Annotated in this window: 1 protein-coding gene (only partly in view); it reads right to left on the reverse strand. The window is 67.3% G+C overall.

The genetic code is table 11. The annotated features are described in order from the left end of the window. Window positions 1–20: 20 nt before the first annotated feature. Window positions 21–13,882: the 3' portion of a hypothetical protein gene (locus tag DMC61_RS38085; RefSeq protein WP_125695333.1), read on the reverse strand. It continues 13,873 nt past the right edge of the window; the window shows 13,862 of its 27,735 coding nt (coding positions 13,874–27,735); the start codon falls outside the window, past its right edge — the gene reads right to left on this strand; its stop codon occupies window positions 21–23.

Genomic DNA, 13,882 nt, shown 5'->3' on the forward strand with positions numbered 1-13,882 from the left:
CACGCTTGGTGACGGCGCGCTCAGGGTTCTTCGGTCTTGATCTCTGGATCGGAAAACTTGTACATGTCCCCGTAGTCGGTCAGCAGGACACCGAACGGGTTCGTTTCCGGGTCGAACGCGTTCTCCAGCGCCACGAACACGTTCGCCGTCATCACGATCGTCCGCCGCGGCCGGTCTTTGTCGGGTAACACGATCTTCGTCGCGAGCATCGACACATTGACCCGGGACGAATCGGTCCGGCCGTCCGGAGTGGTCGCGGCGTTGATGAAGGCGGACGAGTTCGCGGCCGCCTCGGCACTGACCAGGTCACCCCGCTGCCGATCTCCCGTCTGCATGAGATACGCCGGGTAAGCCGGGTATCGCCTCTCCCAGTCAGTCTCCACGGCTGCCTCGGCTTCGGTTCTCTTTTCGGCGACCCTGCCCAGATATCCACCGAGGTAGATCGCGATGATCTCGCCGTTGAGAAGCGAAGGCTGAGCCGCGGCCGGGACCGCGCCCGGCGGATCGGCCAGGTTCAGCCCGAGCTGCCCGACCAAGACCTGCTCGTGCGGAGCGGTGTGCAACGGCTTGACGCGCCCGACGTAGACCTTGCGGCCCGGTTGCGGGCGCAAAAGTACCTCTGGGCCTCCTTCTCGAGGTGGGACATAGCCGAGTTCGACCACCCTGCGCACCTCCTCCGCGACGGTGTTCTCGATCCGCGGCCAGATCCGCTCCAGGTCGCGCACCGCCGTCACGGGGAGCCGAGGATCAGCCCGGTTCCGGGCGATCTTCGTGAGGTGGCTCCTGCCGCCGCCGATGATCTTGACCTCGATCTCATCGGCTCGCTTCCGCACCTCCGGATGCACGCGGCCCTCGGCATCGGCCAGGAAGCCGGCCACCCGGTACAGCGGGTCGGCCGGATCACGCCAGTAAACGAGATCGTCCATGCGTTCGATGGGGTACAACCCGGTCCGGCTCGCGGCGGAGAGCATGAGATCCGGCGCCGACCCCGCAGAGATCGGCCAGGTCGTGCGGGAATTGGCTTGATCCTGCCAGACCGTCGTCCCTCCCGCGGTCGTCTCCCGCGCTCCGCTCTCCGTCGTCGTGTTGTACACACTGGCCAGCCGAGGCGCGGTGAGCAGCCCACCGGATTTGGCCGCGACCAGCGCCGGGACACGGTCTTCGGCCAGCCGCGCCAACCCCCATTGGTCCACCACCGCCCGTATTCGCGGCGACACCACTACGCCTTGGTCGTCCAGGGTCAGGTCGAAATCGGAGAACCACGACGAGCGGCTCTCCAACAAGGCCCTCAGCGAGGGCAGGCTCTGGTCGTTCTCCGGATCGAAGGACCGCACGGCCCGTTCGACCGCCCGCTCCGCGGGCAGCAACCCGCCCGACGTCTCCTCGACCCACCGAGGCGAACGCCCCTCTGCCAGGCTCGCCACCCCCCATCGCTCCACCATCTCGCGCAACCGGGGCAAGATCAGGCCGTCACCGTCGACGGCGAGCTCGTTCCACGAAATCAATCTTCCGGACTTCTCCGCGACCCACGCCGGCGCGCGTCCTTCCGCCAACCGTGCCAACACCCAGCGATCGACCACTTCCTTGACTCTCGGCGAAACCAGCACACCATCCCGCTGCTCGGGAGCGAGCGCCGGAACCGACCGCGACACGGCTTCGAGCATCGCCTTCAACGTCGGCTGTTTTCCACGCACATCCGGGTCGTAGGAGAGCAGTGTGTCCACGGCCCGCTCGTACCCGGCTTCCGCCTCGGGAGTAAGGCCCGGCGCGGGCTCCGGACTCTCCCATCGTGGCGTGAACAACTCGGCGCGCGACGCGGTTCCCGGCTCTCGCACCTCGTTCATCGACCACGCCACCGCTGCGGCGATCCGTGCGTCGTCGGTCTTCGGCAGCGTTTGCTTCACAGCCGCCACCAGAGCGGCATGGGACAGTCCGGGGTCCTGGCCGAGCTGGACCCGAACCTCGGCCGCGACGGAGACGCGCAGATGGACAGGCTGGACTCGGTGCCAGCCGATGCTGATTCCCTCCGCTTCCAGCCGTCTCTGGACATCGGTCGCGGTGAGGCGCGTACCCTCGTTCACCAGCTCGGTCACCCGATGCTCGAGCTCCTGGTCATCGATTCGCGACAGCGGGGCCATTCCTGCGTCGCGCCTCGCTTGGCGATACAACGCGTGAACGGTTTGCCGGATGACGATGTAACCGTCCGCGCGAACCCTCTCGACCACCTCGTCGAAGGTGTGCTCCCGCGCGATCAGCTCACTGACCAGTCTTGGCAGGTTTTCGTCCGCGATCCTTCCGCCGCTCTTCGTCATACGCTCCGGATCGACAGCCCGTACCGCATCGTCGATCCAGCCTCTCGGGGCGTACATGCCCGCATCGGTCACCGCAGCGGCCACACCCAGCATCGAGAGGTTGGGATTTTTCGCAAGAGCACTCTCCACCACACCGGTGAGCTCCTCCTTGTCGATACTCCTCAATCCCCCGGCTTCGCCCCGCCGGGCGGGCAAACGAGAAGGTATTTCGCGCTGGGACGTTTGCGCGACCCGGCCGATCGAGGCGAGCAGGGTATTCCGGTCGGCGACATTTCGAGCAGAAAGGAGTTCGACTATTTCACCGACGCTCGAACCCGGGTTCTCGGCGATCGCGGCACGGACGATCGAGTCCACTTGCTCGTCAACAGAGGCTCTTGCCGCAGATTGCTCCCCGACCACCTCTTGCCAAAGGGCACGCGCCCGATTCTTTCCGATATCCGAATACCCTTCCTGGGAGAAGCGCTCGTTCAAGGACCGCACGGTGTCGGCGTAAACGAGGGGATTGTCCCGCCCGGCAGCCTCGGCCTTCTCGGCCAAGGCCGCACGCCAGGCCTCGGCAGGCACGTACCGGGGCGGGTCCGTGGTTCCCTCGCCGGGAGCCCGCGAGTGAGCCGTGTCGCCCATTCCGGCGATCTCCGGCCTCTCGGTCACCGTGGCGGCTCGCTTTGTACGTCCGGCGACCGGCTCCTGGGCAGGTCGTTTGCCCAGCCGGACGGGGAGCTCGTCCGAGAGACCGGATGCGGTCACCTCGTCAGCGGACGAAGAAGGGCGCTCGGCTGCCGCCGCGTCGATCTCTTCCCGGGTCGCCGCGGGCTTCAAGAGGGCCATCGCCGCGCGAAGCTGCGCCGGGGTGATGCCGGGGTGGTCATCGAACAGACCGTGCACGACGGCGCCGACGGATAGTGATTCCGCACCCCTTGCCACTTCCTCACGCGCGGTCTTGATCATGCGGTTCAAGGTCTCGTTTCGGAAGGTTTCCTTCTCCGCGCGAAGGATTTCCGTGATCCTCCGGCGGACGAGCCAGGGCTCGTCGCGCAGCATTTCAAGGATGCGCTGGGTTTGCCTTTCGATTTTATATTCGATGGGGAGACGATTTTCTGTCCAGATCCGCTTCAAGCTGCTCTGGATGCGGTAATCACCGACAGAGAACTCGTTTTCGCGGAGGCTGCGCGCGGCGTCGGCAATCGTTGGCCGCGAGTCCGCACCAAACTCCTCACGGAGATGGGAGTCCAGTTCGGCATCGTCGATCCGATGCTGCGCCGACTCGTAGTAGTTCGGTTTCGCCTGCCGAGGAGCGTCGGTTTCCTGCGGATTGTCCGCGACCACCTCCGTGTCACGATCATGGGTCGTCCAGATTTCGGCGAACCGGATCTCCGTGGTCACTTCTCCACGCGGAACGGGTTCCGTTCCCCGCACTGCATGCAAAGCTTTCCGCAACCGGTCAGTGCCGGGAGCCCTGCCGGTGTCAGGGTCTTTGATGTGCTCTTTGAGTTGAGTTCGACTGACCTTCTTTCCCGGGTTCATCTCCTCGAGTCGCCGAACCACCTCCCGCACGCGATTCTCCAGTTCGTCGTCGGTCATCCCCGGCCGCCTGCCCAGCCGTGTGCCCGTCCCCTCGGGCCGCGGCGATGTCGCGTCGGGGTGGAGGCTCCACACGGGCGGACTCGACCACGGGCCGGTCCCGCCCGCGAGGGTGCCGTCTTCGAAGACGTTCACCTTGTCGTGCAGGTGGTAGGCGGAGACCTTGAGGCCCCCGCCGGACAGGACGTCGGCCCGCTGCTGAAGCCTTGTGACGACGGGGTCCGTGAGATCGCAAGCCACGACGATCACCTGCTTCCACGGCATCAGGGTTCCGGCGATCGCGTCGAAGGCTTCCGACACGGCCAGATCCGCGAAGCCTTCACCATTGCGCGGCGCTCTGAATCGCCCGTCTCGATGTTCTCCGAACAGCACGAAGGCGTCCGGGTCTGTCGCCCGTAATCGGGCGGCGGCGGCACGCACTCCTCGCACGGCGGCGGCGTCCACGCTCCGCAAGAAGGCCGCACCGGCGAACCCGCCGCCGTTGTCCGGCAACGCCACCACGGTGATCTCACCGTCGGAGGTCGCCAGCACCCTTTCGGTCGTCCGCGAGTCGGCCAGCGAGGCGACCCGCTCCGCCGAGAGCAGACCGCCGGATTTCTCCACCACCCACGACTGTCCACGGGCGCTGTCCAGCCGCGCGAGCGCCCACCGGTCGACCAGTTCGCGCATTTCCGGGGAGACCGCACGGCGTTCCATGGGATCCGGCAGGCTGAGCTGCGGCCGCCACACCGAGACCGCGGCCAGCATCTCCCGGAGCGTGCCCTGAGTCCGGTTGTGCTCCGGATCGAACTTGAGCACGAAATCGATCGTCTCCGGATCCACTGGCACGCTGGGAATCGTGGCGGCCCGTTTCGGCGCTCTGACGTCCAGCCCCGCCTCTTCGGCGCTCCGTTTGTTCGTCGCTCCCGCTGCCGACGCCTGGGCAGGAACGATCTTCGGATCGTGCAACATCGCCGTGGTCGCCTCGACCAGCCACGTTTCGGCGTCCGGCTGAATCTCGCGCACTCTCGCCACGAGAGCAGGTCCGGCGAGATCGGGTTGCCCATCGAGCACGGCTTTCACCGTGGGACTGAGCCGCGCCAGCTTCTCCCTCGCTCGCGCGAGCGAGGCACGCGCCGCCTCAGGACCGACACGAATCGGTGGGTCCATTTCGCGCAGGACTCTGCGGATCTCGGTATGTGTCGTACTGGGCCGGGTGATCAGCAGTTCGATCACCGCGTCGTCGAGACGGGCGTCCACCCTTCCCCGCACCGGGAAACCGGCCGCGAGCTTGGCCGCGGTGAGAGCTTCACCGGCGAGCTGCTTGCGGATCAGGATGTTCTGCTCGCGCAGAGCCGACACGAACTGCTTGTTGGTCAAGTCAGGATTCACGGCGAGCATCGCGCTCGCCCGCACCTTCAGCTCACTGACCTCGGGGGCCTTGTCCGCACCGCGGGTTTCGCCGAAAGGATCGCCAGGCCGCCCGCCGACGGGAACGACACGGCCCACGGATGCCAGCAGGCTCCTCTCGTCCGCCACGTTCTCGCTCAAGAGACGATCGACCACGTCCTTGACGGTCGCATCGGGCCTGTCGATGAACGCGTCACGCACGACCGAGTCCAAGCCGGTGTCGTCGCCACGCCTGATCCGATCGATCGATCCGGCCTCGCGCCAAAGAGCGTCGAACCGCTTCTCGCCGACCTCGAACAGGTCTTTCCTTCCCGAGATCTGCTCGGTCAGCAGGTCCTTCGCGGTGTCTCGCTCGATACCGGGATTCTCGTCGACGATCTTCCGCAAAACCTCGCCTGCTACGTGGGGAGTCGGCTGTGTTCCCCTCGCCTCGTGCCAGGCGCGCTGGAGCAGGTCATTGCCCGGGCCCCGTCCGGTGATCGGATCCTTCAGCCGGTCCTTCGCGAGCCGCTTGGCGGTGGCCTGAGTCGTGCTGCTTCCGTCCTTCTCCAGGTCCGCGATCACCGTCCGCATGACCTCGGTCACCTGGTCGAGGGTGAACTTGGATCGCCGTGACGAGACGATTCCGCTCGGGGCACCGTCCGGGTCGAAGCTCACCGCCGGGACACGACCCGGCGGGATCAGGCCGCCGATGATGTCGCCGTCGTCGAACACGTGCAACTTCGTGTTCAACTGCCACGCCACGACCTGCACGCTCTTCATCGGCAACAGGTTGCTCACGTGCCACTGAAGCTCGGAAAGCACGGGGCCCGTGAGGTCGCACGCCACGACGATCACCCGGGAGACCGTGGCCCACGGGATCACCTGGCGGGAAACCGCGTCGAGTCCCGCGACCGCGGGGATGCCTTTCATGGCTCCGCCCTCGCCCGGCGCCAGGAACTGTCCGTTCGCGTGCCGGCCGAACAGGACGAAGGAGTTCGGCTCGGCGGCCTGGATCCTGGCCGCGGCCGTGACGACCGCCCGGACCGCCTCCCGGTTCGCGCGCGGGAGGAACGCCGCGCCGGCGGGGATTCCCACCCTGCCGGGCAGTTCCAGGGCGACGATGTTCCCCATCGGGGTCATGAGCACTCGTTCGTTCACCGGCACCTCGGCCCGCAGCGAAGCCACCCGGCTCGGTGTCAGCAACGCGTCCGAAGCCGCTACGACCCACGCGGGCGTATACCCCTCCGCCAACCGGTCCAGCGCCCACTGATCGACCACCGCGCGCAACTGCAGTGACTCCAGCAGGCCGTCCACGCGCGGCATGAGGTCGATCTCCGGGTACCACTGCGCCAAACTTTCGAGTTTCGCTCTCGGTGACATCCGTCCCGCGGGAGTGTTCGGGTCGAACCGCAGGATGAATTCGACACCTCGCTGGTCCAGCACCGCGTCCATGCGCCGGGCGCTTCTCGGCGGAGGGACCAGGTGAGCGGCCTGCACCATGGGGCTCCTCGGGGCCACCTCGGTCCTCAACACCCTCATCCGCTCGCGCCTCACGGCCTTCTGCTCGGCCGTGGCCCGCACACGCCGTCTGGGCGCGGTCTGTGCCTCCCCCGTCGTTGTTCGACGGACGTCGGCGATGGGGGCCGGCTCCTGCCTGGTCGAGGAAGCGACCGCGGTCAGCCTGGCCACGGCCGCGCGAATCCGCGCGTCACCGGCCGTCGGCATCGCCTCGCTCACCTTCGCCGAAAGCTGCTCGGCGGTCAGGCCCGGTTCCTCGGCGCGGAGCGCGCTCACCGCGGCTTCCACCGGCAGCGAGGCGGCGACTTCGCTCATCGCCGCGCGGACGTCCGTGGTCAGCTGCACCAGCTTCGTCCGCGCGCCGGCCTTGCGCTCCAGCCGCAGCTCCTTGCCGATCGCCAGATCGGTGCGTGCGGGATCGGCCCGCAGGGCCCGGACGACATGCGGGACGACCTTCTCGATGTCCACGGCACGGGTTCCCCGCTCCGCCAGGATTTCGGCCAACCGGGCGTGCACGTCCTCGACGGACATCGACTCCAGAGTCGCTGTCTTCGACTCGCGAATCCTGGCGAAGGACTCGACGATCCTGCCGCGGTCGGCTCCGTAGTTGAAGGCGGCGAGGGTGTCGACGGTCTTGGCGATGGACGGAACCTGTCCCTCGCCGTACAGCTCGCCGAGCAACCGATCCAGGTCAGCGGACGAAATCCGTTGCGGCCGCCGCTGCGACCATGCCGGGTGCACCGTCTTCAGCGAGGCGAGAACCCGGTCATGCGAAACGCGCGCGCCACGGCCACGGAGTTCGTCGGCGATGGCCAGAAACGACAGCGACCCGGACGTCGCGATGACGTTCTCGACGAGCCGGTTAACTTCGCCGTCGTCGACCGGCCGGAGCAGATCGTCCAGGGCGACACCGGTCACCCGGACCACCGAGGAGTGGAGCCGTTTCGCGTCCACGGCCTCGCGTGCCAGGAGGTCATCGAGGATCGGCCTGATCTCCGCCGCGTCCGTGCGACCACCGAGGCTTTCACTCACCATGGAATCCAGAGCGCCGTCTGTGGCGCGCTGAGACGCAACGGGCTCGGCCGGACGCCCACCGGCCGCCTTCCAGGCCCTATCGAAATGCCGCTCGATGAGCCGTGGGACCCGTTCCTTGGCCGCGGCGAAGCCCTCGTCCCAGGGCATGGCGGGGTTGTCCGCGACCAGTTCTCGCGTGAAATCGCGGACGGCTTCGGTGTACCCGCGCGGCACCGGCCGCGTTCCCGTCAACCGGCGAAACACTTCCGTGATGCGTCCGGTGCCGGGACGGCCACCGGTTTCAGGATTCGTGAGCCGCTGTTTGACCTCCGTCAGCGTCGCCTTCTCACCGTTCCTCGGGGTGGCGAGGATCTGCCGGATGGCATGGTCCAGTTGCGCGTCGGTATAGGTCAACCGCCTGCCCGCGTTGCCACGGATCTGCGTGGACGTTTCCGTATCGGGGTCGAGCCTGATCGCCGGAGCACGGCCACCGATGTCGTCGCCGACGGTGATCCTGCCGTCCCGATGGACGTTGAGCCGGTCACCGAGGTGGTACGGAATCAGCTCGACATGCCGGGCCTGCGGCGTGCCCTCGAGATGGGCTCGGAGCTCTCCTATCTGCGGATCGGTGAGGTAGCAGGCGACCACGACCGCGCGCTGGATCGCGGCGGACCACGGCCGCAGCTGCGCCGACAACGCTGTGAAAGCACTTACCGCGTCCAGCGTCGAGGTCCCGCCGCCCACGCGAGGTACCGCGAAGAACCCTTCACGGTGCTTGCCGAACACCGCGAACGTGCCCGGCTCGTTTTGCAAGCGCATCGCCGCCGCGTGCACCGCACGCACCGCAGTGCTGTCCTCGCGCGGTACGAACGCCATCCCGATCGACACGCCACGACGACCGTGCAGCTCCAGGCCGACCACGCGACCCGCAGCCGTGTCCAGCACCCTCGTCATCGCCGGTGTTCCCCACAACGCGTCCGCGCGCTCCGCCGAGATCAATCCACCGGACTTCTCCGCCACCCACGGCGCGTCACGCCCCTCCGCCAACCGCGCCAATCCCCACCGGTCGGCCAACTCCCACACTGGAGCCGACGCCCGCACACCTCCTTCCGTGCGCTCGAGAACGATCCCCTGGTCCCAGGTCTTCAACGCCTCCAGCATCGCCGCCAGCGACGGCTGAAGGGCGTTGGCCTCCGGATCGAACTCCAGCACATGCGTCACGACACTTTCGTCCAAAGCGTCACGCATCCCCGACACCGTCCCCGGCGCCGGAGCGGCATCCACCACCTCACCGGCCGGCGACGTCTCCGCCTCGGTGGCAGGGCGCTTGGCGGCTCCCGATCCGCTTCCCGGGGCCTCAGGCGCGTTCACTCGCATCGCTGCCGAGAGGACCTGCTCGGTGGTGGCCCCGGGCACTCTGTGCTTGGTCGTCCGCACCAACTCCGTACCGGTGCGACCGGGGTCCTCCTCGATCAGGGCCCGGACAACGGCATCCAGCTCGACGGCTCCGTCTGCTCGGTCCTTTGACGCCCCTCGTACCGACTCCGCACTCTCGACACCAGGGTTCTCACCGACCACGGCTCGGACGACATCGTCCGCCTCCGCGGCACCCTCGACTCGGTCCCTCGTCCGAGGCGCGTTCACTCGCGCCGCCGCCGAGAAGATCTCCTCAGCGGTGACCCCCCGCACCCTGTCCTTGGTCTTCCGCACCAGCTCCGCACTCGCAAGACCAGGGTTCTCACCGATCACGGCTCGGACGACATCGTCCAGCTCCACGGTTCCCTCGACTCGATCCATCGAGGCCTTCACCTGCTCGAAACTCAAGGCGGGCACTCCCGAGGCCAGCAGCCGTTGCTGAACCTGGCTGACCGAAGGGGCACGGTTGCCTGAGCCGGTTTCCCCTTCCAGTATCCCGGCGACCCGCTGATCCAGCTCCGCGCCGCGCGGCAGCGCGGGCACCGGCCCCGCGCTCTTCCGGGCCTCGTCCAGAGCCTTGCGAACTCGGCTCTGACCGGCCTCGATCTTCCTCTTTTCGAGTTCGTGGCGTAAGCCCGATCCAGTCAGCTTCGGATCGGCCAAATCCTTGGCGAACGCGAGGAGAAGTTCGTCCGATATCTTCTGGGTCGCCGCGAAGCTTCGCTGCGGTGCCAGCCTGGCCAGTGTCCTGGCGACGCTGTCGTAGCCTGCCAGGATTCCGCCTGACCTCACGTCACCCCAGATCTCGACCGTCGTAGGGTTCTCGCTTTCGGCGAGAACGCGAGTGACGGCGGCGTCCAGCCGCAGGGCGGCCTCCACACGTTCCGCCGCGGCGGCTACCGAGGCTCTGTCGGCGCCGTCCTGCCCGGCCACGAGGTCGACGACCTGTTCGACGGTCAGCTCGGGATTCCGCTGAATCGTTTCGCGCACCGCCCCCTCGAACTCGTGGCCTGGCACGACCGCCGGCCCGGAATCACGCGCTCCCGCGGAGACCCCTTCCACGACCTCTTTCCAGAGCGCGGTGAAGCGATCCCTGCCCAGTTTCGGGTACAGCTTCTTCAGTTCGTTCTTGGCACCCTCGCGGGTGATACCCGGATCGCTCTCGCGGACCCCGGCCAATGCCGCTCGCTGGGCTTCCCAGAGCTCGATGCCGCGAAGGTTGCTCTCCGTCCCTTCGACTATTCGCCATGCCTCGAGGATGTCGCTGTTCGTAGCACCTTTCTTGTTCGACCTGAGCCAAGTCCCCACCTCCCGGTATCCGATCTTGGCTCCAGCGGCCTCGAGTTCAGCTTTCGCCTCTCGCACGGCGGCCACCAGCTCTTCCTGGGAGCCGTAGTTGCGTTGCGGTCCTCCGGTCGACGAGGACGGCTCCCCGGCGGGCCGGGCCTCCTGCGACGCCACTGAGTCCGAGTCGGGGTGCAAGCTCAGCACCGGGCGATGCGGGCCAGGATGCGTCCCGGTGGTGATCGTGCCATCGAGATCGACAGTGATCACCTCGCCGAGGTGATAAGGCATCACCTCGACGTGTCCCGCCCCCGGAATGCTCCGGACACCGGCCGACACCGAATTCAGCACCGGATCCGACAGGTAGTACGCCAGCACGATCACCCGCGAGAACGGCGCCCAGGACTCCACCCCCGCCGCCAGCCCGCGGAACGCCTCCACCGCGCCCATGCGCACCGCGTTCGCGCCCGGCGCCTCCACCACTCCGTCCCGATGGCGGCCCACCATGACGAACGCGTCCGGATAGTCCGTCCGCAACCGTTCGATCGCGGCCCGCGCTCCCTTGACGGCTGCCATGTCACCACGATCGATGAAACCCGCGCCCACCACGTGGCCCTGTCCATCGGCGAACTCCGAGACCACCACCCGCCCCGCCGAAGTACCCAGATCCCTTGCCGCGCTCACCGAATCGAGCAGAGCCCCGACACGATCCGCCGAAAGCAGCCCACCCGAAGCGGCCGCCACCCACGACACGGAGCGACCATCCGTCAACCGCGCCATTCCCCACTGGTCCACCACTTCACGCAGTCGCGGTGAAACCAGCACCCCATCGCCGTCCACCGTGGGCCGCAACGGCGGAACCCACCCGCTCACCTGTTCAAGCAGACCCCGCAACGAAGACTGGGAACGATTCGCCATGGGATCGAAACCCACCACGAAAGCGACATCGCTCTCCAGCAACGCCCCAGCGTCACCGGCCGCAGGCCGCTCGTCCGCCGCCGGGCCAAGCGCTTCGGGGGAAGTCTCCCGCGCATCGGCCACAGCCGGCCTCTTCGACGGGGCGGCTACCGGGTCCTCGGCCGGTCGCTTACCCGCGGTCACCGAGCGCGGACGCCCGGACGCGGAGCCGGCGTCGAGCTCTGACGCGGGAATCTTCCCACGCAGGCCGTCCACAAGGTCCGGATGCGCCGACCGCAAGCGCGCCAAGGAATTCTGAATGCGCCGATACCCGATATCTCGCCCTTGGTCATGCACGGCCTTGACGAGTTGCGTGACCGATCCGATCTTCCGCTCGGTCCGGTCTTCGCGCAGAAGGCCGAGCAGATGCCGATCCAAGGCGCCGTCGTTCAGCGCGGGAAGGGGAATTCCCAGCACCGCCTTGGCCAGCCGTAAGTGGTACGTGGCGCGATACGAGGCGATACCGATCCCCCGCGCACGAAGTTCGGCCACGAAGTCGGCGAGCAGCAGTCGTTCGTTCGCCTTGACCAATATCTTGGCCACTTCGCCGACCAGCTTGTCCGATAGCGTCCGCGTATCACGCTGCACGCGCCCGGGCACCACCCTGGCCACGGCCTCGTCGACCCGCTCATAGGCCGCTTCGACCCCGCCGTCCCGGATCTTGCCCCAGACCTCCGCGGTCGTCAGTTCACCGTCGTCGGCGAGGATACTTCGGACCACCGCGTCCAGCCGTGCCTCGTCGACCGCTTCCAGCGCGGTGGGGGCCGGCAGCCGCCCCATTCCGTCCGCTGCGGCGGCCAGCCTCGCTTCGTCGGCGATATCCCAGTTCGCGAGGTGCGCCACTGCCTGCTCCAGGGTCCACCCCGGCCGGTTTTCGAGGGTTTCCCGCACCACCGAGGCCAACTCGTGAGCGGCGAGTTCCGCGTCAGCGACCGAGCGCCCGCCTACGCCGGCATCCAGCCAGACGCGGCTGAACACGTTCTCGATGTCACGGGAAAACTGCGGCTTCAACCGCTGATAGGCATCACGCCGACTGATACTGGCGTTCTCCGCCAGAAGGACGGAGAGCGCGGCACGGACCAGCTTCTCGGTGTCTCCGCGACGAACAGCGGGCGTTGTCTCCTTCGCCTCGTGCCACGCCTGCCACAGCCTCTTCCCCGCCGCCTTCACTCCCGTGTCCGACAGGTACTTCCTGACCTGGCTTTGCGTGATCTCCTTCGTCGAACCCTCCGGCCTAGCCTTCTCGAGAGCGCTGATCGCCTCCTTCGTGATGTTTTTCAGTTCCTCCGACGTGTGCTCCACATTCCTGCCGCGCTGGATTCCGTCTCCCGTAAGAGCTGAATCCGGAATCGGCCCGCCCCAGAATTGGGCTACTGTCGCCATGTCGACCTGAGGCAGCTCCGGCCTCTGTTCGACGAGAGTCCGCAGCTCGCGGAGAGCTTCACCCGGACCGATCTCAGGGTTGCTGTCACGAATACCCTGGAGGGCCCCGCGCACCCGATTCCAGGACTGCTGCAAGAACTCGTTGCCCGGGCTCTTACCCGTGCTCGGATCCTTGAGCAGATTCTTGGCCAGATCGAAAACAGCCTTCGCCGTCACCTTTTTCTCGCCATAGCCCAGCCGCGACATGGCATCTTGCATAGCCGCGTCGAGTCTCGCCGGATCGTGTGGTGCCTTCCGCGTGCTCAGCTGGCTCGGCCTGCTCGGTCCCGACGTGACTGGATTCGTATCCCGCCAGAGGGCATCGAACCGGGTTTTACCGAGCGGAGCGTAGCCTTCTTTGGCGAATTTCTCTTTCAGCGCACCATAGGCTGCCTCACGGTCGATCCCCGCCGAGCTTCCGAGCAACTCGGCCAGCGCCGAACCGAGTTGGTCCCTCGGCACCGGAAGTGCCGCCGGCACCGTTCCGTGGACTCGATGCCAGGCCGCCACGACCGACTCGGCAGGAAAGTTCCGGAGCCGCGCGATGACTTCGCCTTGCGTTACGTCCGCGCCTTCTTCCTCGATGACGCGTTTGACGGCCTCCATGGCGGAAGCCACTTCCCTTTCCCCGTGCTCGGTCCATTCGACGGTCCGGCGCACCGGCGGCCCGGCCGCGCCCGGCGCGGAATCCGGGTGGAGGCTGACGGCCGGGGCTACCGGCCATGGGGTCTCGCCGGACACGATGGAGCCGTCGTGGTGAACATGGACCTGGTCGTGCAGGAACCGGGCCTCGACCTCCACTCCGGGAGGGGCGAACCGGCGCAGCTCGCCCATGATCGGGTCGGTGAGATAACACGCCACGACGACCACGCGCTGGACTTGCGACCATGGCACGAGATGATCCGAAACCGCGGCGAAGGTGTCCGCGACGGGAAGCCGCATGGGGGCGCCGTATTCCGTCGGCACCGCGAACTCCCCGCTCCGCTGCATACCGGCGATCACGAAGG

Source organism: Amycolatopsis sp. WAC 04169 (genome assembly GCF_003947535.1).
Classification (GTDB): domain Bacteria; phylum Actinomycetota; class Actinomycetes; order Mycobacteriales; family Pseudonocardiaceae; genus Amycolatopsis; species Amycolatopsis keratiniphila.